This window comes from Paenibacillus sp. OAE614, from assembly GCF_040546645.1.
GTDB lineage: Bacteria > Bacillota > Bacilli > Paenibacillales > Paenibacillaceae > Paenibacillus_AQ > Paenibacillus_AQ favisporus.
The window spans coordinates 4,145,985-4,171,014 of record NZ_JBEPOD010000001.1 but is presented as its reverse complement, the minus strand read 5'-3'; the positions used below and the strand labels follow the sequence as shown (position 1 = coordinate 4,171,014).

Sequence of the window (25,030 nt, the reverse complement as noted above, 5' to 3'; positions counted from 1 at the left end):
TATGGGGACAAAGGGAGAAAAAGCGGAGCTCCGACGTCCCCGGTATGCCGTTGGTCTGATGTCCGGGACGTCGGTGGACGGCATCGATGCAGCAGTCGTGGAAATCAACGGCAATCAGGAGGAACCTCCAGGCGTGCGTCTGGTCGCTTTTGAAAATTCGCCTTACCCGGCGGGTGTCAGGGAAGACATTTTTGCTTTATTCGATCCATACAACGCAACCGTTGACCGAGTTGGAAAAATGAATGTGCTTTTGGGAGAACTGTACGCCGAGGCGGCTTTGTCCGTGATTGGAGAGGCGGGGCTGTCCGCCGAGGACGTTTCAGTGATCGGTTCACACGGTCAGACGATCTACCATGCTCCAAGCATGGAGCCGTACCATGGCCGTAACGTGCATTACACTGTGCAGATCGGAGAAGGGGCGGTCATCGCGGCAAGAACAGGGATTCCTTGCGTGTCGGACTTCCGGCCGGCGGACATGGCTGTCGGCGGTCAGGGAGCGCCGCTGGTTCCCTTTACCGAATATTTGCTGTACCGGGAGGAACACCGGACACTGCTGCTGCAGAACATCGGCGGCATCGGGAACATGACGGTGATTCCGGCCGGATGCAGCCCCGGTGAGGTATACGCTTTCGACACAGGCCCGGGAAACATGATCATCGACGGGGTCGTGGAGCGACTGTATCCGGGACAATTAACGATGGATATTGGAGGAGCGATCGCTCGGTCGGGCACCGCCGATCCGCGTCTGCTTGGCCGGCTGCAGCGGGAGGCTTACTATTCGCAGCCGCTGCCGAAATCGACGGGCCGCGAGCTGTTCGGTTCCTCTTATATAGATAAGCTTATGTATGATGCCGAAGCGCTTGGCATGCAGGCGGAAGACATTGTCGCCACAGTGACGATGCTGACCGCCTGGTCGATCGGCGACGCCTATCGCAGATATGTGATGGCAGGCCATCCCGCCGATGCGATGATCGTTGGCGGCGGAGGCAGCTATAATCTGGTGCTCATGGAATGGATCCGTCAGGAGATGGCGAAGGCAGGCGTTCAAGTGCTGACGCAGGAGGCCATCGGCCATAACAGTGATGCGAAGGAAGCCGTAGCGTTTGCCGTTCTGGCGGATTACGCGATCGCCAACCGGCCGAATAACCTTCCGCATGTGACCGGCGCTTCCAGACCTGTCGTCATGGGCAAAATCAGCTATTAAAGGGATGGAGGGACGAAGTACCGAGATGGTTGTAACCACATGGAGTGACCAATACACTGATGCTGTCATTGGCTTGTGGAACACGGTAGCTGTGCGGGACGGTTACAAGGAGATAACGGAGGCAAGCTTCAGCGGCATATTTACGGGTAATCGCTATTTCGATCCGGAGAACACATTTGTTCTCGTGGAAGAAGGTGAAGTGAAGGGCTTTGCCTGCGGCTGCACCGGCGGCGATTTGCCGCTTGGAGATCATGCGGGGTACATCACCTGCATCGTGCTTGCCGACGAAGTCTGCACGGATGACAACTACAAGATGATGCTGGAGCATCTGGAAGGGCGCTTTCAGTCACTGGGCAAAAAGCAGGCCGACGTGCTGTTTTTCAATCCGATGATGCTGCCCTGGTACATACCGGATACGCCGCGCCACGAGCATAACAATGCGCCCGGTGTGCCGACAGGCAGCAGGCTCCATTCGTTTTTGCTGGGCCAGGGATACGTGGAGAGGGCGCAGGAATGCGCGATGTACCTGAACCTGTCTTCGTTCTCCATCCCGCAAGAGATTCGCGGGAAAGAAGAGAAGGCCAATGCCGATGGATACACGGTAGAGCTGTTTGACCAAGGCAAGCATCACGGCGTTACGGACATGCTGCAGGGCTTCGATAATCCGCTGTGGCAGAAGGAAATCGCTCAATCGACCGAGGACGGGGTGCCTGTCGTCGTGGCGGCGCACCACGGTAAGGTGGTTGGATTTGCCGGTCCGGTTATCCGCCAGGAGAGCGGGCGCGGCTATTTTGCCGGCATCGGCGTTCACCCCGAGCATGAGGGACACGGACTCGGCAGCATCCTTTTTTTTAAGCTGTGCGAAGCATTTCAGCAGATCGGGACGGATTATATGTCCCTGTACACCGGCAGCACCAATCCGGCCATCCGGATTTACGAGAAGGCAGGGTTTAAGACGGTCCGGACATTTTCGATCATGAGAAGGGAGTTTTAAAGCGATGAGCGAACAGAATTTGACGATTATGGCGATTGGCGGCCATGTTGGGGATGCGGAACTGACGGCGGGCGGCGTGCTTGCCAGCCATTCCTTGAAGGGCGACCGCATCGTCACGCTGGCACTGACGGCAGGGGAACGCGGCGTGCCTGCGGGTCAGGATATGGCGGAGTACCGCCAGCAAAAGGTGAACGAGGCAAAGGCGTTTGCCGACATGCTAGGGGGCGAGTCTATCGTGTTCGACATTCCCGACGGCGAGCTGAAGGATACCGAGGACATGCGTCTGAGAGTATGCGACGAAATCCGGCGCGTGAAGCCGAACATCATCATTACCCACTGGAAGAACAGCATGCACAAGGACCACGCGACGACGCATAACATCGTGAACGATGCGCGCTTTTTTGCCGGCCTGGCGTCCTTTGAGCGGGAACTGCCCGCGTTTTTCGCTTCCAAGCTCTACTATGCGGAAAACTGGGAGGATGCAGTGGATTACAAGCCGTACGTGTACGTGGACTTTTCACAGGAGGCTTTTGACCTGTGGGTGAAAGCGGTATCGCAGCATTGGTTCGTCACGAACAGCAAGTCCTTCCCATATCTCGAGTACTATAAGCATCTGGCACGCGTGCGCGGAATCGAGGCGCGTAAGGAGTACGCGGAAACGTTTATGATTCCGGCGGAAACGATGCGCCTGCGCCAAAGCGAACTGTAAGCAGCGATAAATCAATTGAAGGGCTGACTGTGACGATTGTTTGGTTGCAGTCCTTTTTTTCGGAAACTACGAAAATATAACTTTTTTGGCGCTGCACCAAATTCACTACCAGGAGGTTGCTATGATCGTTAACGGAATTGACCGGATCGAAGAATACTCCCATCTGCTCCAAGGGAAGCGGCTCGGGCTGATTACCTCACCGACGGGCTTAAACCGTAAATTTGAATCCACCATACAAATTCTGTATGAGCGGTTCCAGCTGACGGCACTGTTTTCGCCGGAACACGGGGTTCGGGGGGATCAGGCAGCAGGGGCGCAGGTTGAAACCTACCGGGACCCGATTACCGGCGTGCCGGTGTACAGCCTGTACCGCAAGGACTCCAAGCGGCTGAGCGCGGAAATGCTGGACGAAGTGGACGCCGTCGTTTACGATATCCAGGATGTGGGCGTGCGCTACTATACGTTCATTTATACGATGCTGTACGCCCTGGAGGATTGCGCCAAGGCGGGAAAAGAGTTCATCGTCCTCGACCGGATTAACCCGCTGGACGGGGTGACGGTGGAAGGCAACGTCCTGAAGCCCGGCTTTGAATCGTTCGTCGGCAATTACCCGCTCGCCGTCCGCTATGGCTTGACAGCCGGCGAGGTGGCGTCGATGGCGAACGAGCAAATGGGCTGGAACGCCCAACTGCATGTCGTTCCATGCGGCGGCTGGGACCGGAACATGCTGTTTCCCGAAACGGGAAACCTCTGGGTCATGCCGTCGCTCGGGCTGCCGCGCTTTGACAGCGCGCTCCTCTATCCGGGAACCTGTTTGTTCGAGGGCACGAACCTGTCCGAAGGACGGGGAACGACGGCACCTTTTGAAATCGTTGGAGCACCGTTTGTTGAGGCGGAGAAGCTGGCGGACGAGATGAACGCCATGAAGCTGCCCGGCGTTATTTTCCGGCCGGTTTATTTCAAGCCGACGTTCTCCAAGCATGAGGGTGAGCAGTGCGGCGGCGTGCAGCTGCATATTACCGATCAGCGGGCGCTGCAGCCGCTCGAGACGGGGATCCGGCTGATGTATACGCTGAAGCGGAACTATGAAGCATTCGAATTTTTGCCGCCGCACAAGGGCAACAAGCTGCCGTTCATCGACCTTTTGGGCGGGGATGATCTGTACCGGAGCGAGCCACTGGATCTGCCGGCCTTGCTGGAACAGTTCCGTGAGGAAGCTCGCTCGTTTGCCGACATGAAGCTGCAGTATCATATCTATTAGACAGACGAAGGAAGGGATGACGATGCGGTACGTAGCCGGGCTGGATGGCGGCGGAACGAAAACGGCTGTCGCCGTCGCCGATGAGAGCGGCGCAGTAATCGCCGCCTTCGAATCCGGCGGCATCAATTACAACGGGCAGGACGAGGCCAGCATCGAAGCCAGCCTGCGCGACATGCTGGGGCGGATCGGCGAGGCCGCCGGCGGGCTGGACCGCTGCGCCTATCTGTGCATCGGTGCCGCGGGAGTCAGCAATCCCGCCGTGAGCGCCCGCCTGACCGCCAAGGTCAGGGAAAGCGGCTATGCAGGCGGCCTCCTGATCACCGGCGATCAGGAAACGGCATTGAGCGGCGCTCATGAAAGCGAGTACGGCATGATCCTGATCGCGGGCACGGGGTCGATCTGTTACGGCCGCAACGAACGCGGCGAGACCCATCGTACCGGCGGATGCGGTCACCTGATCGATGATGAAGGCAGCGGGTACGCGATCGGCCGGGATCTGCTGTCCGTTCTGGTCCGGGCCCATGACGGCCGGCTGCCGGAAACGGTCATTACGGACCTGGTCTACGGCAAGCTGGGCCTGAAATCGGTACGCGACATCATCGGCTACGTGTACGATCCAGCCCGGAGCAAAAAGGACATCGCCGCGTTGGCGCCACTGCTGACCCGGGCATGCGAGCTCGGCGACCCTGCTGCTCTGGGCATTGCGCAGCGCAGCGCGGCTTCGCTCGCCGAGCTGGTAACCCCCGTTGCCGAGAAGCTGGCACTGCAGACAGGGGCACTGGCCATGGCCGGAAGCGTGTTGCTTAACAACGTGTATATCCAGGACGCTTTTCTGGAGCGGCTGCAGGGACGCTATCCGGAAATCACCTGCATCACGCCCAAAAAAGACGCTGCCAACGGTGCGGTGCTGATGGCCCTGAATCGTCTGCGGGGAGCAAAATAGCCGCATGACCAACGGTGAACCGGAAGACGAGCGGCCAACTGGCGGCCAATAGCAAAACCTCCTTTCCTTGCGGCATATGCCGGCATGATAAAAGGAGGTTTTTTCGTTGTAAGCCTTAAGATAAAGATAAGTTTCTCATATTTCGTTTGGAAATGAATCGTCATGCTGGCGAGGCTCCATGTCAGTACGAACCATCACGACGGACACCTGAACGATCCGCAGAAGCAGGATATTTCAGCAATACGGAAGAAATAGGTAGGCAAAGAGGGGTGTATAATGCATAGGAAAATCGGAATGAGGTGCGCATTAAATATGGATGACTTCGAGTTGATTGAACGATACCGCCTTGATTTGCAAAAGTATTCCGCCTGGCAGCTGCGGTACATTCCCGGACCGGAGATCTGGTCGATCGGCCAGATGTACGATCATCTAATCGCCGTTGCCATGGAGTACCTGGACTTTGTCCAAATTTGTGCAGAGAGTACGGAGGAGCAGCCGCTGGGCAAAACACCTGCTGGAGATGACGTGTTCCGGCGCGGCGGCTTTCCGCCGGTCAAGATCAAGCTGGAAGGAGCGCAGGCCGCCAGTCCGAATAACGCATTAAGCGGCGAAGAACTGGACGAGGGGCTGGCGAAGGTGGTGGCAAGAATGCGGGAGTGGGAGCTGAAATTGGAAGAGGTTCATCCGGGCGGCAAAGTCCGGCACGGCGGCTTCGGCTGGCTGAATGCGCAGGAATGGTACCGGCTGATCGGAATGCACTTCCGCCACCATTTGCGGCAGCAAGCGGAGCTGGAAGAGCGGCTGCCAGGGCATCCCTGGGAAAGATGATTGCCGGGTCAGCTGCGGATCGAATAGGGAGCAAGCACCTTTTTCCAAGCTTCGGCATCCCCTTCCCAGGTCGCTCCGGCGGGCATCCGAACGATGCGGATCCGCGGGTGGCCCGAATCGATCTCGGCCGTATCCGGATCACTGCTGTGCAATACAAATAAATATCGGAGATGTGGATTCGAGTAGCTGTTCTCGATCGTCTCGAATATGCGGAAGGCATCTTCGGTATGCTTGACCGTCCGGATCAGCAGCACGTTTTGAACGGATGAGAGGCAGTGATTGAAGCGTCCGATTCGGCGTTTCAGCCTGTCGCGGAATTCGGGATAATCGAAGAGCGGGGGCAATTTTGGATCGTATTTAAAATCGTGAAAGGACAGGCAGGTGCTGGCCTTATCCCGAACATAGTGGCAGTTGACCGAATGGCTGTAGACCTCCAGATTCGGCAGCAGCATAAACCATTCAAATCGCGATTCAAGCACCTGGCAGAAGCCCGGGGTTGAGGCGAAGTTGAACCAGTCGAAAGGACCGGCTGCCATGCGCAGCCCGTTCCTCCGCAGCTGGGAGGCGACCTGGCAGCTGCTACCAAGACTGAATATGGCATCGAAGGACCTAACCATGGTCATGGTCAATTCCCCCTTTCTGAGTACGGGACTGAACCTATGATATTCGCGGCGCTCTTTAGCGGAAACGGCATGAATCTATTTTCTACCAAAATGCTGTGCCGATAAATTTGCTATAATACTAGAGATTACACCGATAAAGGAGCCAGAGAAATTAACATGACGGAATCCAAAACGTTGGGAAAAACCCAATTTCAGCAGGTCCGCGAGTTTCATTTGGGCTTTGACTGCCCCGCTCCGGAAGAGCCGCAGGCTTTGAACGACAAGCTGGCGATGAACCGCGCCGCCTTTATTATGGAGGAAGTGATTGAACTGCTGCATGCCACGGCCGGCAATGACGACAGGTTCCAGGCATTTTTCGCCGAGCTGATGGAACGGGCGCAGGATACATACCGCAAGCAGCAGCAAAAAGCCTATCCGGAGGACAAGCTGATCGGCCAGATCGATGCGTTCACCGACATTCTCTACTTTGCCAACGGCGGATTCGTCGAAGCGGGCGTGGAGCCGGACCGGATTTTTGATCATGTCCATACCGCCAACATGGGCAAGCTCTTTCCGGACGGAAAGCCGCATTATAACGAAGTGGGCAAAGTGATCAAGCCGGACCATTGGGAGCGGGACTTCGCTCCGGAACCTAAAATCGCGGCGGAGATCACCCGGCAGATCGAGCTCGGTCCGAAGAGGTTCAAGTAAAGCTGCAGGGGATGAGAGGGAACCAAAAGAAAAACGGCTCATGGCGGATGGAATATCCGTTCATGAGCCGTTTCCCTTTATCTAAGTATGACCACCAATTATGAAAGTAAGACTTAGTAGTTTGCGCCGTGATTGAACGGCTTGATTGCGTCTTTCGTGTCGTAATTAGCGCCGTGATTAAACGGCTTGATTGCATCCGCTGTGTCGTAGTTTGCACCGTGATTGAACGGCTTGATTGCATCCGCCGAAGCCACCGCCGCTAAGAGTCCGCTAAGAAGTCCAAGCAAGATTACTGTCGAGAGAATCGTTTTTTTCATCTTTTAATTCACTCCCATAGGTAATTTTTTTAGACAACGGTGTAGTCAAATCTGCAAACCTCTGATTAGCTTGTCTACGACAATATTATCAGAAAATGTAAAAGTCTGTAAAGGGTTATCGACAAAAAAATTCAACTTTTTCTTTCCGTAATTCGTATAACAAGAAGAATGCTCTGGACAACTGCAAAAGAAGCCGGAAATTGTCCGGTAGGGCGGTAAAAATATTGTCATTACCTGGCATTCGCAGCCGCCTCTATGATAAGTTCATAGGAAACGGATAAAGAGGAGGAATCGATGAAGAAAAGGATCAACCTGCTGAATCTCGTATTTTTTGTGCCTGCGGTCATTTTAAGCTTCGCGGTTTGTGACGGCAGTACAGTTTGATGGCACCGTCGGCGAACGGCCATTTGCCCGCATTACCGTTACAAAAAACGGATTTTCGTACCGAATCGAGCAGTCCATCGAACCGGTATACGGTGTGGAAGTCGGCGATGACCTTTGGATCACTTATGATGAAGAGACAAGGGAAGCCGTGATCGTACAGTACGCTTCTGCGTAAGTTTACATCGCCGGTGTTGGGAGAGGAGAGAGAACGACGATGAATATTGAAGATGCACAGCTGCTGCTGAAATGCCATGCTTTTACCCATGACCGCATAGATCATTGGAAAATGGAAAACGGCTTTCTGGGCAGCCTAAGGCCCTTCCGCGGGGAGCTGCGCGAGGGGAACTTTCATGAGGTTATGGCCGCTCTGCGCACGATGTCGGACGAGCTGGGCCGGGACCAGGTGAACCGGGAACTGATATCCAGCCTGTGGGGCCTCTACCATTTGGCCCTGGCCTGGGCTTTGGAGCCGGAAGGCATGCTGCGTTCGAACGGCCTGCTTTCGAAGGCACAGATCGAAACGATGGAAACGTGGCTGAACCTGATATCCTATGCCGTCATGATCCTGCTGGAAAATGGCGGTGGGGAGGAAGCGTTCCACGGTTACCGGGAATACGTGCGCAGCCGGGTTCTTCCCCTGAAGGAGGAGCTGGAAGCACTGCTCCCCGGCAAAATCCAGGACGAGGAAATCCTCGGTCTGTACGATCAATATAGGGATCATGGCGGGGCGGCACCTTCGCGTCTGGATGAGTTTGAGAAGAAATTCGGCATCCTTCTGCCGGAGGATTTTCGCGCCTTTTATGAACAAAAAGACGGAAGCGGCTATGCCTTTCATATCCTGTATCCGGGTGAGGACGCGGAAGAGGCGGCTCCTTTTTATCTCATGTCCCTCGCCGAAATCGAGGACGTCAAGCGATATTTCTGCGAGAGGGATGAACTGCTGGAGGAATATTATTCACCGGAGGAGATCGCCAAGCTGGATCGCGAACTCAAGCCCTACCTGTTCCACCGCCAGTGGTATCCGTTCGCGAGCATGGCCGGAGGGTCGCTGTATCTGATGCTGGACCTGGATCCGAGCGATGAGGGGACGTATGGGCAGATCATCAGCTACATCCATGATCCGGATTTCGTGTATTACACGGCCGACTCGTTCACGTCATTGCTGCGGGAGTCCAACCGCAATCTGGCCCAATTGGAGGAAATCGAATACTGATCATGCTGACATCGATATTAAACCAATATCATTCTTCCTGGAGAGGTGAGATTACACAGGGGGCAAGCGGCTGGAACAATACGACCCGGTTTATCGAGGGAGCGGAGGGGCGCGGCGTCCTGCGAATTTACGAAACGCATCGGGACATCGATAAAATCCGGTTTGAGCACGCCGTGCTGGCATCGCTTGCCCGGGACGAACTGGACTTCCGCACCCCTGTACCCATACCTGCCCTGACGGGCGATATGATCGTCCAGCTGGATGACGGGAGCGGGCGTTATGCTTGCCTGTTCAAATACATTGACGGCATCCGTCCCGAATCCACCGGTTTTCGGGCCGCGTATTCCTTCGGGGAAGCGGCGGGCTGCCTCTCCGAAGCGCTCAGCCGGCTCGTGGTTGCTCCGTCACCCGCCTACCGGCCATACTATGAGCTGGCCCATTCGTATCCGGGGTGCAGCCCGGAGCGGGTGGGGCAGTTCTGCATCGCGCCGCCTGAGCCCTTCCGCGGCTTGGAGGGCCCGCTTCGCAGGATCGGGGAAGCTCACAGGGAGGTCATCCGCGAACTTGAAGGGTTGGAGCGCCTGCCGCACCAGCTTGTGCACGGGGACCTGAATGCTTCCAATCTGCTGGTGGATGCAGACAAGCCTGAGCAGGTCACGGCGCTGCTCGACTTTGAATTTTGCACCCGTGACGTACGGGCAATGGAGCCCGCGGTCATCCTTCCGGGGCTGCTTGGGGACGATCCCGATACCGGCATGGAGGCGGCCGTTCAGTTTTGCCGCGGCTTCGGCAGCCGTGTCCGCCTGGCACCGGATGAAATCCGGGCGATCCCGGTGCTGATGAAGCTGCGGAACGTGGACGTGTTCCTGCATTTTATGACCCGGTACGAAGAAGGTACGGACGGCCCCGAGGTGCTGCGCGAGCAGATTCCGGCCATTGGTGCCGAACTCGCACGGCTTGAACGGGACCGGACAGCGGTCGAAGCTCTGCTCGAACGATACCTGTGCCAGGAATGACATCAAAGGCGATCTTCCCAGATAACGGGGAGGTCGCCTTTATTTTCAGAAATATCTTACCTCCTTGAGAACCATTTGCCATTTTGAGATGATTGTAAGGATCGTTTCCTATTCATGCGGAGCAGCAGACGTTGATGCTTGTTGACCAGGGCCTCTATCGAACGATAGGGATAAAAATTGTTGCGTGTATTTCTGTGCTTCTTCAAACCTCTTCCTGTTGCTGCAGTAGCGGGAAAGCATCATGAGAATCGACAGGTAGATGGTCTGCTCTTCAGGGCGCATATCTTCATGCTGATAAGCATCAAAGCGCTCCGTCAAAGGCGCGATATACTCATCGACGTTAAGATCCTGGGAAAGGGCACATTCTAAAAGGGTCAGCAATCCGGATAACGTTTCGGATGGATGCTGATTTAGAAATTGGGCGTACTCCTCGAGTTTTGTAAGATTTCCCGATAGAAGGTGTACAGACAGTGAATTGGCATAAGCATAAAAAGCATATTGGTCGAGTATCCGCTGGCTGCGTTCGCTTCCGTCCAAAAACCGGCCAAGATCTTTATACTGATCAATACACTTCAGCGATTCCCCGTATTGCTTGTCTTTTTGATAGCCGATTCCCTTCATCAGCAGACTATATCCTATATAATAAATCATCGGTTTTTGTGCCTGTTTATTGTGAATAAATGATTGATACGCGTCGTTATAGAGCTGATCCGACCGCCGAATCAGAAGTGTCCAATTTTCTAATGAATAGGCGTTGTTCAAGGCGGATATGGCCGTATCCAAATTCATATCTCCATCATTTGCGCGATCGTCCATGGGGTCCTCCTAGCATTCCTATATCTTCCAATGAGTAGAGTATATAAGGTAGGCCGGTTACGGTCAATTTATTGAAAAAAAGAACACCGGGCGTGGTCGCTGCAATTTTTGCGGTTCAACAATCCAATGCATGCAAAAAGGCGGCCTCCCCAATATGACGGAAGGTCGCCTGCTTATGCGTTACATTATTTCTTTTGCACCGTAATCGTCCAAGATGCATCGTCGATCTGTTCGAAATTCGTGACGGTGTGGCCGGCTTCTGCAGCCCAGCGCGGTATGGCTTCGGTGGCCTGCGTGCAGTCGAAGTCGATGACCAGCTCGTCGCCGCTGTTCAGCTCTTCGATCGTCTGCTTGGCTTCAATTAACGGGAATGGACAGACCATGCCCAGAACGGCTAGTTTTTGTTGTTTCATGGAAGTAACCTCCTTAAGATGTGACTAGTTTAACGTAAAGCTCCTAAATTAGGTTGTCGTGGTTTGCAGCGAAGCGGACTGCTTCAGCTTGGCTTTGGTGCGAGGGCGGACGTACACAAAATAAGAAGCCGTCCATGTGCCCAAAATCATAAACACGAGGGATACCCAGCCCTGCCATGTCATCATGGCGGTCATGACGAGACCGTTACCGATCGAGCAGCCGCCCGCCCAGCTGGCGCCGAAGCCCATCAGGATGCCGCCGGCAAAGCTCGAAACCGCCGTCTTTGCATCCGGGGCGCGGAAGCGGAATTCCCGGCTGCCTTTGGCGGCGATAAAGGATCCGACAAGGATACCCAGCACCAGGAACATGCCCCAGTTCACATACTTATCGCTGTCTCCCGTAACCAAGTACTGCAAAATGTTAGCGGAAGGCGTCGTGATCCCAAGACCTGACATGCGTCCGGTCGCCTCGCTCAGCGGCCAGGCCAGCAGGGCGATCAGGCCGACAAGAATGGCGGTAAAGAACGGATGCCAGCGTTTTTCGAACAGCAGATGGCTGAGCCCGGTACGCTTTGGCTTCATCGCCGGAATGGCCACCTTCGGTTTGCGCAGTGTACGGATGACCATCACGATCGTTATGATAGCTAGAAGGGCGATAAACGGCCAAACCGAAATGCCGAAGGTGTCCGGAATGGAGTTGGCCGGAGCTTCTACTTTCTTGATTCCGTTATTGAGCGGCGCCAAGGCACCCGATTTCATCGTGGCGCTCATCGCCATATAACCGAACAGTGCGATCCAGCTGCCGATCAGTCCTTCACCGGCCCGGTACCAGGTTCCTGTCGCACATCCCCCGGCTAAAATAATACCAATCCCAAATATAAACGAGCCGACCACGGTAGCTACCCAAGGGAACGTGCCGGCGCTGAATTCGATGAGTCCAAGCTGGATCAGCGCAAACACGCCGATGCTCTGAATCGAAATGGCGATCAGCAGGGCATAAAACATGCGGTTGTCCTTGGTCAGATACATGTCCCTGAATCCGCCTGTCAGGCAGAAGCGTCCACGCTGCATGACGAAGCCGAGCAGGGCGCCGCACAGCAGGCCTGTTAACATCAACATGACGTCATTCTCCTCCTTTGGTTATATACGAGTAATTCACTTTGTTTTATCGGTATTTATGATTCTAACAAACGGGCAGGAGAAGTCAATGGATAAATGTTCCAATGAAACTGACATATCATGTGATCGTGTTGATGAGCGGAGGCATGCCTGACCGCTGCGCCTGTGTTACGTATTCGGTAGGTGAGAGGCCACAGTACTTTTTGAACACTCGGTGGAAATAAGAAGTATCGTAGTAACCGAGGTACTGCGATATGCCCGCGACCGTCATATTTGAGCCCAGCAGCAGGCTGCAGGCCTCCTGCATGCGCAGCTCATGCATATAGCGGATCGGAGACCGGCCATACACTTCTTTGAAGACGGCGGTTACGTAATTGGGGGAGCGGCCGATCAAAGCGGCCAGCCGGGCAATCTCGATCTGCTCCCGGTAATGCTCCAGCAGATAGGCTTTGACCGCTTCGGCATATTTCAGCTTGCTCGGTGTCAGTGCGGGCTGTTCGAGTTCCCGGGCAATCATGCCCAGGAGCTCCTGCAATATACCAAGACAGACGATGGAACGGTAGCTTTTCCCGCCGCGCATCTCTTCGTACAGCCTGTCGCAGCGGTGATAGGCGTACTGGCTCGGGGATAGCCTGAACTTGACGCATTGTCCTTGATCCACGAACGGAATTCCCGTCTCGGCCCCGGGCTCGCATGTAAATAAAACGGTATGTTTTTGGTGGGGGATGCTGTCCTTGTTCTCTCCTGAACGGCGGGCACCGCGGGGGATGAAGAGCACGTCCTCCGCTTCGGCGATCACAACACTGCCATTAATCTCGTACCGGACCTGGCCCTGCCGGACGACGACCAGAACGTTATACGGAATCGTCTCAAGGTTGGTCCTCCATTGGGGGATTTCATTGTCGAAATTTACACTCATGATTTGAAGCATGCAGCTGCACCTCTTTATCCCATAACTTATTAAAACCCTATCATAATGCCGACTTCTCGTAAATTATGCTTCCTTGCATTCGGCATAAATCTTATAGATTGCGATAGAAATGTACATCAGATCAATGAAATGTACATGGACGCATATGGAGCGTCACGCCTATAATTCAGCTGCAAAGGCATTTCATATTATCCGGAGAGGACGGATGAACGATGAGAGTGTTACTGCTGGATTTGGATTCAACGAGACCGGACCACCTTGGCTGTTATGGCTACCACCGCAATACGTCGCCGCATATCGACCGGGTCGCGGCCGAAGGCGTACGCTTTGACAACTACTATACATCGGACGCCCCGTGCTTCCCGTCGCGTACGGCATTGATGACGGGCCGTTTCGGCATACATAACGGCGTCGTGGGACACGGTGGGACCGCGGCGGACGTCCGGCACGAAGGAGCTGACCGCGATTTCCACGACAAGCTCGCGTCAGAGAGCTTCCCGGCGGTCTTCCGCCGCGCGGGCATGCGGACGGCCCTAGTCAGCCCATTTGGGGAGCGGCATTCCGCCTGGACCTTCTATGCGGGATTCAACGAAATTTACAATACGGGCAAGGGCGGCATGGAGTCGGCCGAGGAGGTCACCCCCGTTGTGCTGGATTGGATCGAGCGGAACGCAGACCAGGACGACTGGCTGCTGTACGTGAACTACTGGGATCCGCACACCCCTTACCGGGCGCCGGCATCGTTCGGCAATCCGTTTCAAGACGAACCGCTTCCGGAGTGGATTACGGAAGAAGTGCTGGAGCGCCACAAGCAAAAGGTTGGCCCACATGGCGCGAACGAAATCAATATGTATAACAGCAGCACGTCGCCTCATTTTCCCCGTCATCCCGGCAACATTCAGAACATGGACGATTTGCGGAGGATGATCGATGGCTATGACTGCGGCATCCGGCATATGGATGACAATATCGGGATGATTTTCGATCGTTTGACGGAGAAGGGGGTTATGGACGACCTGGTGATCATCATCACCGCCGACCATGGCGAAAACATGGGCGAGCTCGGCATTTACGGTGAGCACGGCACCGCCGACCAGGGCACCTGCCGGATCCCGATGATCATCCGGTGGCCGGGGATGCAAAAGGGGATTTCCGATGATTCCCTGCACTATCATCTCGATCTGGTGCCGACCGTCGCGGAACTGCTGGGCGTTCAACCTGCGCCAAGCTGGGACGGCCGCAGCTACGCCGGTACGCTCCGCAGCGGAGAGTCCGGCGGAAGGGAGTACCTCGTCGTCTCGCAGTGCGCCCACGTATGCCAGCGCAGCGTACGGTTCGGGGACTGGCTGTATACCCGCACGTACCATGACGGATATCATCTTTTTGACAAGGAGATGCTGTTCAATCTTACTGAGGATGCCCACGAGCAGAACAACCTGGCTCAGGAACGGAGGGACCTGTGCAGGGAAGCGGTCTACTTGCTGAACGAGTGGCATGACGAGATGATGATGTCGATGATGTTTGACGTCGATCCGCTGTGGACGGTCATTCAGGAAGGCGGGCCGTATCATGCGAAAGGGCATCTGCCGATGTACATCGAGCGGCTGGAACAGACCGGGAGAGGGCATGCCGTGGATGAGCTGAAGCGCCGCCATCCGCGGGAGTTTGCACAGAAATAAGCGGTATGCGGCGGGAACGGAGACAAGGGGCTATCGATTGGCGATAGCCCCTTTCTTCATGGTCCGCGGCGATGTACATGCTGGCAACGGCGGTTTACCATGCATCGGCGCAGCTTATTTCAAATCTTCGAGCAGCAGCGGTGCGATGAAATCGCGGAACACATTCGCCGGATGCCGCTCTTTTTTACGCTTGTCATCGGTCAGGACTACTACCGTCTCCAGGACGGGGACGATATAGATGAACTGTCCCGCATATCCGCGGGCGTAAAAATAGTCAAATGAAAGCGGAGATGCTGCAGCGGAATGACCACCAAGCTCGGCTCCAAAAGTATCCATCCACCAATGCCAGCCGTAAAAGCCGCGGTTTGGCGGACCAGCGGGGATGGACGGCTGTACGGATCGGTTCACAAGCTCACGGGGGATCAGCTGCCGCTGCTCCCAGCGTCCCTGCTGCAGATACAGCTGCCCGAATCTCAGCAAATCCCCGGGACGGAGCCATAAACCGTAGCCTCCGGTGTGGATCCCCTGGGGGTCAGACTCCCAACGATAGTCTTCGATGCCCAGTGGTCCAAACAGATTTTCCTCGGCGTACCGGGCCGTTGACTTGCCGGCGGCTTGAACCAGGATCGCGGACAGAAGCTGGGAGCATCCCGAGCTGTACTCCATCCGGGTCCCAGGTGTATCGGAAATCGGCTGCTCGAGCACAAATTCGACCCAATTGCCGGTTCTGGTCATGCGCGGAAACGATTTGATCCCACCGAATTCGCTCCATTCAAAGCCGGCTGACATCGTCAGCAGATGCTCCAGCGTAATCTCCCGCTTGCGTGGATCGGAAGCGGAACGAAGCTGCGGGAAAAATTCGGTGATCGGCGTCTCCGCATCCGGCACGATGCCTTGGTCCATTGCGACGCAGATCAGGGCTGACAGAAAGCTTTTGGTGCAGGAATTGACCTTCGCCTTCTCGTCAGGGATGCGGGGATGCCGGTAGTGCTCAAACACCAGCCTGCCGTTTTGGCTGATCAGGCAGCTTCTCAGGTCGACCGGTGCGATCGTTGAAGCGAGTGCAGATATATTCATGGGAATCTTCCTTTGTTAAGTATGGCTTTTGTGGCATGACGCCGCCTATACATTATGGCAAACTGACGCCTCGCGGACAAGGTTCGGACGATGCTCCAATGGCTATTTTCGATCGAAGGACCATCACGTATAATAAATACTTAGCCCGCTTGAACCTCATCTATACACGCAAAAAGACAGCGGCTCCAGGTGAACCACTGTCTTCGGCGAAGGCTGTTATTTGGTTAAAAGGTTAATATGATCAAGCTCAGTGCTGCTGTTGAAAATAAACTCAAGCTTATAGTTGCCGCGGTTGTACGTCAGCTTGGTCTGTGTCTTGTTCCCGGTTTTGAAGGTGGACACCGAACTTGGTGCATACCAGTTCTGCTTCAGCATCTTCATCGTAATGCCGCCGATATTGGTCTGGCGTTCGACGTTGGTGCCGAAGTAGCGCATCTCACGGATTTTGCCCAGCTTATAATTGATGGCGTAGCCGGGATTGCCCATATTCGCGCTGTATACATCGAACCCATCGGCATCCTTCATCGGATTTTCGGGTTCCCCGATCTTGTGCAGGACATCCTGCCGGGTGCTCTTACCAACGCTGAGGCCGCTAACCGCCCCCGGGAACTGGCCTTTCAGCGCCGGTTTGTAGAAACTGTTCAGCGTCTGGAGTGCCTGCTTGGATGCGTAACCCGCATCGGCTGCCGCAGCAGCGTTAGCTTGATGTACGGAATATGTCGTGCCTGCGCCTACGGCTCCCAGGCCTACCATGCCGGCCACGGTCATGGCCATGATTGCTTTTTTTGCCGGTTTTGTGATGTTCATGCTGTATCCTCTCCTTGTAACTTCTTGGGTCTCTATGTTTTTATTACCCATTCTGCGTAAGATTCAATTCTTCTACAGCATAGTAGAACCCGAAGGAGATTGGGTTACGATTCCGTGAAAGAATATGTCAATTTTGACACGGATGGCGTTAAAGGACGCGTTCAGGGAACGGACAGAAGCCAGGATTGACTGATGACAGCATCTTGGTATATTCCGGCTGAAGCTTGGATAACTCGTTGAAATAGCTGGAGATGACGTGGTTCCCTCCAAAGGATCCGAGCTGAAAATGCCGGGGTGACAAGTTCTTTACATGGCTGTAATAAAAAGTTTTGGATCGTTTCGGCAGTTTGTATACGGCAGGGGGCGCATGGGTCACGACATCAAACAGATTGGCGATGCGAAAGCTGTTGGGGACATAGCTGGCACAAGCCTTGGCAAAGGCCGGATCGCCTACCCGCGGTGAACCGAATGTGAACAGGTAAGGGGAGCGGAAGCCGGTATTGGCTGCAACATCGACCGCGCATAAGGTCGCCAGCGCCGCACCCAGGCTGTGACCGGTAATAAACAGCGTCTTTCCGCGGGATACCTTAGCCAGTGTCGAGATAATGCGGGTCCTTGCGGAGGCATAAATGTCCGTGAAGCCCCGGTGCGTCATACAGTCTTCTTTAATGTACTTGTATTTCTTCTGAGATGCGATCAGGTCCGCGATCCAGTTGGTCGTCGTGCTGGTTCCCCGGAATGCAATGATGACCTCTTGATCCGAATCGAGAATAAAACCGAAGCGTTCCCAATCGTTCGTAATGGACCTGGCCTCAATCGTCTCAAGCCGTGAGTATGGAGAAGGGACGACAAACGACCCGTCCGCATTCTCAAATTGAGCATAGGTCTGTCCGCAGATGGCCGCCAGAAAAATGGTACGCTGCTGCAAATCGTCTGCCTTGCTCATACGCATCCCGCCTTTCACTCCTACACTATATTAAGAGGATAAGGATCGGGTGCTTGGGCATGAATAGTCTAATAAGGAGGTGTCCATCATTCCGATTCATATCAAACGGGTCTATGAAAAGCCTGAAGCATCAGACGGCAAACGAATCCTGGTTGACCGTCTTTGGCCGAGGGGACTCACGAAAGAGCAGGCCGCGGTCGACGAATGGATGAAAGAGATCGCGCCCAGTCATGAGCTGAGAAAATGGTACGCGCATCGGCTGGAGCATTACGAGAAGTTCAAAGAGCTCTACCTGCAGGAACTTCAGCAGGACAAGCCTTCCCAGCTTTTACGGCAAATCCGGGAGTTGGCAGAGGATTGCACGGTTACGCTGTTATATGCCGCGAAGGATACCACTATGAATCAGGCGGTCGTGCTCAAAGAAATCATTGAAACGTCGTAAGCACCGCGGGCTGGCCGGATAGTTGTAGTAGTTTACTCTCTCATATATCATTCCGGTGACCGTAATGGCGCCTCCTTAAGCCCAAGGGCTGCAGGTGGCGCCATTTTGAGTTGGTTGAGCCGCGCCTCTAATTGCCTGCCAATCACAAATGATTTTGCCGCAGCACGAAATATTTGCTGCCTCTGTCATCTGTTTTTGGACCGCCATTGGCTCGGGGCTTCGCCCATCAGCCGCTTGAAGTGCCGGTTGAAGCTGGATAAGGTCGCATAGCCGACCTCCTCGGAAATAGCCAAAATGCTGCTGCCGCTATGGCACAACAGGGCAGCCGCAACCTGAATGCGCACGTTGTTGATATAGTCCAGCGGAGCCATGCCCATGCATTTGTGGAAAATGCGCCGGAAATGGGTGACGCTGAGGCAGCATAGCTCGGCTAACCGGTGGATCGGGACTGGTTCCATATAATGCTGGGAAATGTACTCGAGCGCTTTTGAAATTTGCTGCATCGCCCGCCGGTCGGCACCGCCAGCCGCAGCTTCAGCTGTGCCGCTCTCTTGAAGCAGCAACTGCCTGCCGATCAGCGTCAGGAGCGTCCAGATGTATCCTTTTACAGCCGATTCATATCCCGGCCCGTGTTTCTCCAGCTCCTTCATCGCGTGATCTGTCAGCCAGACGACCTCAGCGTGATCATCCGGGGTGACGATGTTGTTGAACCGGGGATACGTATCCGTTCCGACCCGGTCCCAGAATCCGGAAGACAGCTGGTCAGACGAAAAGAGGGCGTCCGGATCAATAAAGCAGAAATGCCACCTGCTTTCTTTTCCCTTTAAGCTTTGGGCAAGATGCAGCTGATTCGGAAAGATGATGCTCACATTCCCTTGGGTGTAGGGCAGGATTTTGTCTTCAACGAAGAAGACGCCTGAGCCTTCCAGACAGTAGCCGATCTCAAGGCAGTTGTGAAAGTGCAAATACGTAATCTCGTTGTCTCCCTGGATATAATTGCTGAGCCAATCCACAGGGAAATCGGATGGAAGCATATAAGGCTGGGAGACGACTTTATAATCAAATGGTCGATTCTGCACAGCTTTCAGTCCTTTTTCGGCGGAAGTCATTGTTTTCATTATAATAAACTATCCTTGAACGAAATTCATTGATCTTGGGAAAGGAGTTTATTGATATGGCTTATCCTAAGGAACCGAGGATCCACGAACTGGCAGGCAAAATTATTGAGTACGGGCGGCTCGCGCACGAATACGGAGGACGGGGCGTAGCCGATGCCTGGATCGACATGGAAGAGAAGATGAAAGAAACGTTGGAGAAACTGCAGGGATTACCAATTGACGCAGAGCTTAAGGAGCGGGAGCCGGACGATCTGCCGTCCATTCGAGCGCAGCGTACTGATGGACCAAGAAGGCTTTGGGCATCGTTTGACAAGGCGGTCTACAAGGAAAAGCTCGAAGGGGCGATGCTCGCCCGTTTTGCCGGATGCACGCTGGGGGCGCCGGTGGAATTCTGGGAAGTGAGCGACATGGAGAAATGGGCCGCATATATCGGGGATGCCTTTCCTCCACAGCATTATTGGTCCAAAATCAAAAATCCGAACGATCTCCGTTACGGCAAAAGCACCTTTTATGAATATACCTTGGAAGGCTTGTCCCAAGTCCCAGTCGATGACGACATTACTTATACGATCCTCGGACTGCTCATTGCCGAAGAGCACGGCCTCAACTTCACGACAGAGGATGTGGGAAAGAGCTGGCTCAAGTACCTGCCGGTTGCTTGTACTGCGGAGGAGGCTGCGCTCAACAATTTGAAGGCGGGCATTCCGGCGCTGCAAGCAGCTGACGTCAACAATCCGTTCTGCCAGTGGATCGGTGCGGATATCCGCTCGGATCCGTGGGCTTACATGGCTCCGGCGTACCCGGCGAAAGCGGCGGAATACGCCTATCGGGACGCTTATTTGAGCCATCGGCGGAACGGGATTTACGGGGAGATGTTTTTCAGTGCTGCGCAGTCCGCGGCGTTCGCCGTCGATCATCCAGAGCAGGCGCTTCGTATCGGCTTGACCGAAATTCCGAAGGAATGCAGCCTTTACAAGGATGTGGAGTGGGCGCTTGCCGTTAGTGGTGAAATCCATGATTACAAGGAAGCCAGAGCGGCGGTCGATGAGCGCTTCAAGGGAATGTCGGGAGTGCACACCAACAATAACGCCTGCTTGACGGTGTTCGGCCTGATGATCGGGGGGACCGATGTGTCCAAGGTGATCTCGGAGACGGTTGCCATGGGACTGGACAACGACTGTACGGCTGCGACGGCCGGCAGCATCGTTGGCGCGATCGCCGGGAAATCCGGCGTGCCGGAGCATTGGGTTATGCCGTTTCACGATACGGTCACAACGTATATGACGAACGCGGAGAAGTTTCAGATCAGCGACCTTGTCGACCGATTTACTATCCTTGCCGGCAAAACGCATCACGAGGCGTAACTTGGCGACGTCTGCCGTGGTTCTTTTTAAGAACGATCCAGCGTGAATCCGCATGTTATCGAACAAAAGACATATCAAATCCATCCACGAATCATGCCCTTGGATCCATGGACAATCGGCGAAGTATCGGAAACAATGGGGGAAGCGGGATCCAATCAACCGGGAGAGGTGGAAAAGGATGAAACTCAAATTGATCAAGGCGTTGTGGGGCATGGAGGGTACGGGCACATTGGAAGAGCAGATGGCGCGCATCGCTTCCGCCGGCTACGATGGCGTTGAAGCGCCCCTGCCGGCACCTGAAAACGAACAGCGGTTTAAGGAGCTCCTCGCAAGCCATAAGCTTGATTACGTAGGGATGATTTTTACCGAAGGGCCGAACCACTATGCTTCTTTCGAAGTACAATTGGAACGGGCAACGTCGTTTGGGCCGATCCATGTTACTGCGCATTCCTTAAAAGACTATGTTCCGCTGGAGGAGCAGATCGATTATTTCCGGCGGGCCGTTCAGCTTGAGCAGCAGATGGGCGTCAAGGTGGGGCATGAAACCCACCGGGGCAGAGCTCTATTTAATCCCTGGGATACGGGGAAGGTGCTGAATGCCGTCCCAGGTCTCGGGCTGACGGCCGACTTTAGCCATTGGTGCTGCGTTACCGAATCGACGCTGGAACATTTCGAGAGCGAGCTTGACCTGGCTATCGCCCGCACCGTACATATCCATGGGCGTGTCGGTTATGCGCAGGGCCCTCAAGTTCCCGATCCGCGGGCACCCGAGTACGCGCATGAAGTCGCTCGGCATTTTGACTGGTGGAACCGGATCGCCGATGCGAGGCAGCATGCCGGTGCCTCCGAATTGACCTTTACGCCGGAATACGGTCCGCCGGGTTATCTTCACACGCTGCCTTTTACCAATCAGCCGGTTACGGATTTGTGGCAGGTATGTAAGTGGACGGTAGAACAATACCGTGAAAACTTTGAACGAACCCAATCCGTGAAAGCCACCTGACAAACATGAGTAAACCTATGTAAAAGAATGCAAAAAAGGCTGACGCATTGCTTCAACAGCATGCGGGCAGCCTTTTGTCATAGATGCAGGTACATCTGGCCGAAATTATTTTCGGTAGAGCTGCCGGAAAGACTTCGGGGTATGACCGGTATATCTCGCAAAGCTCCTAACGAAATAAGGAAAGGATCCGAAACCCGTCTGCTCGGCGACACGTCCGATCGGATCGTCGGTATGAATCAAGATTTGCTTGGCCTGCTCAATCCTATGCCTCGTTAAATACTCCAGCGGCGTACAGCCGAACGTCTTTTTCATACATATGGCGATGTAGTTGGAATGAAAGTGCAGGGCTTCCGACATCCGCTTATAGCTGATGGGCTCCCGGTAATGCCGGCGAAGATATTCGCCCGCCAGGTTCCGCCACCTTCAGATGTGGATTCTGTACTTCTCCCCCTTCCGTCTGCTGCAGCATGGACAGCAGTTCCTGAAAGCAGATCTGCTGCTTCCAGCGGGCGGATACAGTCTGTTCCGGGTGCAGCAGCATCAGCCTGCGGAGGAGCTCTTCCACTTGACTTGGGAGAAGCGGGACTCCTTGCTGGGAAATATAGATTGAGAATTTCTCGATCTGATAGAGCGGATGGCCTTCAAATGCCGGTAAAGAGGAATCCTGCTCGGAAACTTCGTTCCAGCTGCCCAAGGTTTGAAAATGCAGCCAGTAAAAATGCGTTTCTTCCAAACAGGGCCGGGCGGTCCGGTGCGACCGGTCAGGCCGAAGGATGGCGTAATGTCCCGCCGGGACGGTAAGCATCGTAAGCTCTTCCTCCAGAAACAGGCAACCCCTCGTCACGAAGATCAGGTCAAAGACGCCGATGCCGCTGCGGTCCGGATGGATTCCACCAATGGGGTAGGTGTCCTCCCCGCAGGTAATGTAATGGGGCAGAGGCGGAGCGAAGAATTGAAACATGGCGATCCTCCTTCCTTCGAGTCGAATTGCTTCTATCATAAAGGATTGCGTATGGCGAAGCCATATGTTTTGCCTGCATGACGAGGTTGTGATTGGACAAAAACATGTTGATATCTGGTATCGGTAAATAGCGGGGGACATGGTATATTTCATAGCGTTAGCCGAAGTAAACCGAAGATGAAAAGGGAGTGGCGAGCTATGAAATTCGTTAAAACCGCTTTTGAACAACTGCCGCTTGGCGCGGTTAAACCTTACGGTTGGCTTAAGGATCAACTGATGATTCAAGCAAAAGGTCTTACCGGGCATTTGGAGGAGCATTGGGCGGATGTCGGGCCAGAAAACGGGTGGATCGGAGGCAGCGGAGAAAGCTGGGAACGCGGACCGTACTACTTGGACGGACTTCTTCCGCTTGCCTATTTGCTCGAAGATGAAAGGTTGATCGCCAAAGCCAACCGGTGGGTTGAATGGTCGCTTGCGAGTCAGCAGGACGATGGCCACTTCGGTCCGAAACGGATCGAAACCGTCAACCGTGAGGTCGATAAAAAGCACGATTGGTGGCATTACATGATCATGCTGAAGGTCATGATGCAGCATGAAGAAGCGACGAAAGATGAACGGATCGTTCCCTTCCTGACGAAATTTTTCGGCTATGTCCGCCGCACCATTGAAGAGAATCCGCTGCAAGGCTGGGCGAAAACCCGAGGAGCAGAAATGCTGCTCTGCCTGGTTTGGCTGTATAAAAGGACGGAGGATCCTTTGCTGCTGGAAGTGGCGGAGATCGTGGCCAAGCAGACGACAGACTGGTCCGATATTTTTTACGACTTCCCGTTCTGGCGAAAGATAGAGGAGTGGGACTGGACGACGCATGTGGTCAATGTGGCGATGGGGATCAAGACGCCGGGCGTTTTGTACGAACTGGCCGGAGATGCCGTCTTGAGGGAGGCTGTGCACCGCGGAATCGATTCGCTGATGACATACCACGGACAGGCACACGGCATGTTTTCGGGTGACGAGTGGCTCTCCGGCACGCACCCGAGTCAGGGTGTCGAGCTGTGCGCCGTGGTGGAATACATGTTTTCGATGGAGCAGCTGACGCGGATATTCGGCGACGGCAGGTTCGGCGACATTCTTGAGAAAGTGGCGTTTAATGCGCTGCCGGCGGCAATCTCTCCGGATTGGACTTCCCATCAGTACGATCAGCAGGTGAACCAGATTTTGTGCAACGTCGCTCCCCGCAGCTGGGTGAACGGGCCTGACGCGAACCTTTTCGGCCTGGAGCCGCATTTCGGCTGCTGCACCGCGAATATGCACCAAGGATGGCCCAAGCTGACGTCGCATTTGTGGATGAAGGACCTTGGGGGCGGGCTTGCAGCCGTTTCCTATGCGCCGTGTACTGTCGAGACCCCGGTTGGCAACGGTTCCTTGGCCAAGCTGGCCGTCAGCGGAGAATATCCCTTCCGGGACCATGTCTCCATCTCAATCACTTTGGAGCGCCCGGAAACATTTACGGTTTCCTTGCGGATCCCGTCCTGGTGTACACAGCCTGAGATCCAGATCAACGGTACGCCGGTGAACGTTCAGACCGAGAACGGCTATGCCAAAATCAACCGCGAGTGGGCGAGTGGAGACGGGATCGAACTGACGCTGCCGATGGCCGTCAACACGACGTCGCGCAACCTTTATGCGGTCAGCGTAGAAAGGGGACCACTTGTCTATGTGCTGCCGGTCCGGGAGCAATGGCAGATGGTGCGGGAGCGTGAAATGTTCCATGATTGGGAACTGTATCCGGGATCGGCCTGGAAATACGGCCTGTTGGCCGATACCGGCTTTGAGGTAACCGAGGCCGATATTCCAAGCCAGCCGTTCTCCGCGGATGGAGCCCCCGTGCGGATCAAAGTATCGGGACAGCTGGTCAAAGACTGGAAGATGGAAGGCAACAATGCAGGCACACCGCCCATTCATCCCGACTGTAACGGTCAGCTTGTGGCGGAGCTTGAGCTGATCCCTTACGGAAGCGCGCGGCTGCGGATCGGTGAGTTCCCGCTCATCGGCAGCCGGAAGCGGTTCAAGGAGCAGTAAGATAAGCTGTGCTAGACAGGGCTTGTCACCCTGCCCGGCAAGGCGTGCGGAATCCGTTCCGGGTTCGCTCTAAAGAGAGAGATGTCGCAGGCC

The 25,030-nt window shown here is 54.8% G+C and carries 27 protein-coding genes; 15 read left to right on the top strand and 12 right to left on the bottom strand.

The features are described 5' to 3' along the window. Window position 1: 1 nt before the first annotated feature. From ABIE48_RS19120 to ABIE48_RS19095, 6 genes are all read left to right on the top strand, one after another. Window positions 2-1,204: an anhydro-N-acetylmuramic acid kinase gene (locus ABIE48_RS19120; protein WP_192715556.1), complete on the top strand. Its 1,203-nt coding sequence runs from the start codon at window positions 2-4 to the stop codon at window positions 1,202-1,204. A 25-nt stretch (window positions 1,205-1,229) separates the two neighbouring features. Then, the gene (locus ABIE48_RS19115) at window positions 1,230-2,198 is read left to right on the top strand and encodes a GNAT family N-acetyltransferase (protein WP_145024076.1); all 969 of its coding nucleotides are present in this window, start codon (window positions 1,230-1,232) and stop codon (window positions 2,196-2,198) included. A gap of 4 nt (window positions 2,199-2,202) precedes the next feature. Next, the gene (locus ABIE48_RS19110) at window positions 2,203-2,907 is read left to right on the top strand and encodes a PIG-L deacetylase family protein (protein ID WP_192715555.1); all 705 of its coding nucleotides are present in this window, start codon (window positions 2,203-2,205) and stop codon (window positions 2,905-2,907) included. A gap of 121 nt (window positions 2,908-3,028) precedes the next feature. Beyond that, a complete protein-coding gene (locus ABIE48_RS19105) occupies window positions 3,029-4,168 on the top strand; it encodes an exo-beta-N-acetylmuramidase NamZ family protein (protein ID WP_192715554.1) in 1,140 nt (379 codons plus the stop codon). A 22-nt stretch (window positions 4,169-4,190) separates the two neighbouring features. After that, on the top strand, window positions 4,191-5,111 hold the full coding sequence (locus ABIE48_RS19100; protein ID WP_145024080.1) for an N-acetylglucosamine kinase: 921 nt from the start codon (window positions 4,191-4,193) through the stop codon (window positions 5,109-5,111). Between the two features lie 312 nt (window positions 5,112-5,423). Next, entirely contained in the window at window positions 5,424-5,939 is a 516-nt protein-coding gene (locus ABIE48_RS19095) for a DinB family protein (protein WP_192715553.1), read from the top strand. 8 nt (window positions 5,940-5,947) lie between these two features. Here ABIE48_RS19095 and ABIE48_RS19090 read toward each other — a convergent pair whose 3' ends face one another. Then, entirely contained in the window at window positions 5,948-6,562 is a 615-nt protein-coding gene (locus tag ABIE48_RS19090) for a DUF1796 family putative cysteine peptidase (RefSeq protein WP_192715552.1), read from the bottom strand. 156 nt (window positions 6,563-6,718) lie between these two features. Here ABIE48_RS19090 and ABIE48_RS19085 point away from each other — a divergent pair, with 156 nt between their 5' ends. After that, a complete protein-coding gene (locus ABIE48_RS19085) occupies window positions 6,719-7,252 on the top strand; it encodes a pyrophosphohydrolase domain-containing protein (protein WP_145024086.1) in 534 nt (177 codons plus the stop codon). A 113-nt stretch (window positions 7,253-7,365) separates the two neighbouring features. Here ABIE48_RS19085 and ABIE48_RS19080 read toward each other — a convergent pair whose 3' ends face one another. Further along, a complete protein-coding gene (locus tag ABIE48_RS19080) occupies window positions 7,366-7,569 on the bottom strand; it encodes a hypothetical protein (protein ID WP_145024088.1) in 204 nt (67 codons plus the stop codon). A gap of 364 nt (window positions 7,570-7,933) precedes the next feature. On the opposite strand from ABIE48_RS19080, the gene ABIE48_RS19075 reads away from it, so the two are divergent. From ABIE48_RS19075 to ABIE48_RS19065, 3 genes are read left to right on the top strand one after another with little or no spacing between them, the layout of a single operon-like run. Then, window positions 7,934-8,128, top strand: coding sequence for a hypothetical protein (locus ABIE48_RS19075; protein ID WP_145024090.1), 195 nt, complete (start codon window positions 7,934-7,936; stop codon window positions 8,126-8,128). Between the two features lie 39 nt (window positions 8,129-8,167). Further along, on the top strand, window positions 8,168-9,166 hold the full coding sequence (locus ABIE48_RS19070) for an SMI1/KNR4 family protein (protein WP_354519496.1): 999 nt from the start codon (window positions 8,168-8,170) through the stop codon (window positions 9,164-9,166). A gap of 2 nt (window positions 9,167-9,168) precedes the next feature. Beyond that, a complete protein-coding gene (locus ABIE48_RS19065) occupies window positions 9,169-10,182 on the top strand; it encodes a phosphotransferase (protein WP_192715551.1) in 1,014 nt (337 codons plus the stop codon). A gap of 108 nt (window positions 10,183-10,290) precedes the next feature. Here the strand turns inward: ABIE48_RS19065 and ABIE48_RS19060 are convergent, their stop codons facing one another. From ABIE48_RS19060 to ABIE48_RS19045, 4 genes are all read right to left on the bottom strand, one after another. Beyond that, window positions 10,291-10,998, bottom strand: coding sequence for a hypothetical protein (locus ABIE48_RS19060; protein WP_192715550.1), 708 nt, complete (start codon window positions 10,996-10,998; stop codon window positions 10,291-10,293). Between the two features lie 185 nt (window positions 10,999-11,183). After that, the gene (locus tag ABIE48_RS19055; RefSeq protein ID WP_145024096.1) at window positions 11,184-11,411 is read right to left on the bottom strand and encodes a sulfurtransferase TusA family protein; all 228 of its coding nucleotides are present in this window, start codon (window positions 11,409-11,411) and stop codon (window positions 11,184-11,186) included. Window positions 11,412-11,459: 48 nt separating this feature from the next. Then, window positions 11,460-12,530, bottom strand: a complete 1,071-nt coding sequence (locus ABIE48_RS19050) for a YeeE/YedE family protein (RefSeq protein ID WP_145024098.1) — start codon at window positions 12,528-12,530, stop codon at window positions 11,460-11,462. 118 nt (window positions 12,531-12,648) lie between these two features. Beyond that, window positions 12,649-13,461, bottom strand: coding sequence for a helix-turn-helix domain-containing protein (locus tag ABIE48_RS19045; RefSeq protein ID WP_192715549.1), 813 nt, complete (start codon window positions 13,459-13,461; stop codon window positions 12,649-12,651). Window positions 13,462-13,673: 212 nt separating this feature from the next. Between ABIE48_RS19045 and ABIE48_RS19040 the strand changes: the two genes are divergently transcribed. Beyond that, window positions 13,674-15,140: a sulfatase family protein gene (locus ABIE48_RS19040; protein WP_192715548.1), complete on the top strand. Its 1,467-nt coding sequence runs from the start codon at window positions 13,674-13,676 to the stop codon at window positions 15,138-15,140. Window positions 15,141-15,254: 114 nt separating this feature from the next. Here ABIE48_RS19040 and ABIE48_RS19035 read toward each other — a convergent pair whose 3' ends face one another. The 3 genes from ABIE48_RS19035 to ABIE48_RS19025 all read right to left on the bottom strand — a co-directional run bounded on the left by ABIE48_RS19035 (window position 15,255) and on the right by ABIE48_RS19025 (window position 17,970). Continuing rightward, window positions 15,255-16,217, bottom strand: a complete 963-nt coding sequence (locus tag ABIE48_RS19035; RefSeq protein ID WP_192715547.1) for a serine hydrolase domain-containing protein — start codon at window positions 16,215-16,217, stop codon at window positions 15,255-15,257. 216 nt (window positions 16,218-16,433) lie between these two features. Continuing rightward, window positions 16,434-17,024, bottom strand: coding sequence for a YjgB family protein (locus ABIE48_RS19030; RefSeq protein ID WP_192715546.1), 591 nt, complete (start codon window positions 17,022-17,024; stop codon window positions 16,434-16,436). Window positions 17,025-17,172: 148 nt separating this feature from the next. Continuing rightward, the gene (locus ABIE48_RS19025) at window positions 17,173-17,970 is read right to left on the bottom strand and encodes a lipase family protein (protein WP_313958120.1); all 798 of its coding nucleotides are present in this window, start codon (window positions 17,968-17,970) and stop codon (window positions 17,173-17,175) included. A gap of 79 nt (window positions 17,971-18,049) precedes the next feature. On the opposite strand from ABIE48_RS19025, the gene ABIE48_RS19020 reads away from it, so the two are divergent. Then, window positions 18,050-18,412: a DUF488 domain-containing protein gene (locus ABIE48_RS19020; RefSeq protein WP_260869346.1), complete on the top strand. Its 363-nt coding sequence runs from the start codon at window positions 18,050-18,052 to the stop codon at window positions 18,410-18,412. Window positions 18,413-18,597: 185 nt separating this feature from the next. Here the strand turns inward: ABIE48_RS19020 and ABIE48_RS19015 are convergent, their stop codons facing one another. Further along, on the bottom strand, window positions 18,598-19,530 hold the full coding sequence (locus ABIE48_RS19015; RefSeq protein ID WP_260869347.1) for a helix-turn-helix domain-containing protein: 933 nt from the start codon (window positions 19,528-19,530) through the stop codon (window positions 18,598-18,600). A 56-nt stretch (window positions 19,531-19,586) separates the two neighbouring features. Between ABIE48_RS19015 and ABIE48_RS19010 the strand changes: the two genes are divergently transcribed. Continuing rightward, window positions 19,587-20,894, top strand: a complete 1,308-nt coding sequence (locus tag ABIE48_RS19010) for an ADP-ribosylglycohydrolase family protein (RefSeq protein WP_145024110.1) — start codon at window positions 19,587-19,589, stop codon at window positions 20,892-20,894. 178 nt (window positions 20,895-21,072) lie between these two features. Then, window positions 21,073-21,897: a sugar phosphate isomerase/epimerase family protein gene (locus ABIE48_RS19005; protein WP_192715545.1), complete on the top strand. Its 825-nt coding sequence runs from the start codon at window positions 21,073-21,075 to the stop codon at window positions 21,895-21,897. A 105-nt stretch (window positions 21,898-22,002) separates the two neighbouring features. On the opposite strand, the gene ABIE48_RS19000 is transcribed toward ABIE48_RS19005, so the two are convergent. Beyond that, window positions 22,003-22,209, bottom strand: a complete 207-nt coding sequence (locus ABIE48_RS19000; protein ID WP_354520664.1) for a helix-turn-helix transcriptional regulator — start codon at window positions 22,207-22,209, stop codon at window positions 22,003-22,005. A 49-nt stretch (window positions 22,210-22,258) separates the two neighbouring features. Then, a complete protein-coding gene (locus ABIE48_RS18995; protein ID WP_354519490.1) occupies window positions 22,259-22,858 on the bottom strand; it encodes a hypothetical protein in 600 nt (199 codons plus the stop codon). 198 nt (window positions 22,859-23,056) lie between these two features. Between ABIE48_RS18995 and ABIE48_RS18990 the strand changes: the two genes are divergently transcribed. Beyond that, complete coding sequence (locus tag ABIE48_RS18990) at window positions 23,057-24,937, top strand: beta-L-arabinofuranosidase domain-containing protein (RefSeq protein WP_192715544.1); 1,881 nt, start codon at window positions 23,057-23,059, stop codon at window positions 24,935-24,937. The last annotated feature ends 93 nt before the right edge of the window (window positions 24,938-25,030 follow it).